The organism is Streptomyces lushanensis (assembly GCF_001700515.1).
Classification (GTDB): Bacteria; Actinomycetota; Actinomycetes; order Streptomycetales; family Streptomycetaceae; genus Streptomyces; species Streptomyces lushanensis.
Genome location: NZ_MAUD01000634.1, coordinates 1 through 606, shown reverse-complemented (window position 1 = coordinate 606; position 606 = coordinate 1). Strand labels below are relative to the sequence as shown.

Sequence of the window (606 nt, the reverse complement as noted above, 5' to 3'; positions counted from 1 at the left end):
CGACGGTGAGCCTCTCGCCCGGCACGTCGGGTGTGAGCTTCAGGGAGTCGATGTGGTCGGGTGCGACCGGCTCCATCCACACGGTCTGCCAGATCCCGGAGGACGCGGTGTACCAGATACCGCTCGGGTCCAGGCGCTGTTTCCCGATCGGCGGGTTCTCGCCGTCCGCCGCGTCGGTCGGGNNGGCCTTCCAGTCGACGGCGTCGAAGTTGAGCTTCAGCCGCTTGCCGGCGCCGATCCGCCAGTTCGGCGGGACCGTGAAGGTGCGGCGGTACCACATCCGGTCCTCGTGCCGTTCGACACCGGAGAGCCGTGACTCGACCGGGTACGGAACCAGGATCCTCTCGGGGAGTGTTCTGCCGACGGGCGGGCGCTCGCCCGGCCCGGCGGCGGCGAACTGCCACCGTCCATTGAGGTTCCGCCAGGCGTCGCGGGTCAGCTGCGGCCGCGGGTACTCGGGGTGGGCGTTGCCCGGTCCCACGTCCTTGGCCCAGGGGGTGGTGAGCTGGTACTCGGAGGTGTTGGGTCCGCTGCTCCAGAAGGCCGCGACGGCCTTGCCCCGGCGCGCGGTGAGACCGCCCGTTCCGTCGTAGCGCAGATCGGCGG

Annotated in this window: 2 pseudogenes; both read right to left on the bottom strand. The window is 71.2% G+C overall.

Going from position 1 to position 606, the window contains the following annotated elements:
* Window positions 1-182, bottom strand: a pseudogene (locus BFF77_RS37560) (hypothetical protein); the annotation flags it as partial.
* 2 nt (window positions 183-184) lie between these two features.
* Window positions 185-606, bottom strand: a pseudogene (locus tag BFF77_RS32035) (glycoside hydrolase family 2); the annotation flags it as partial.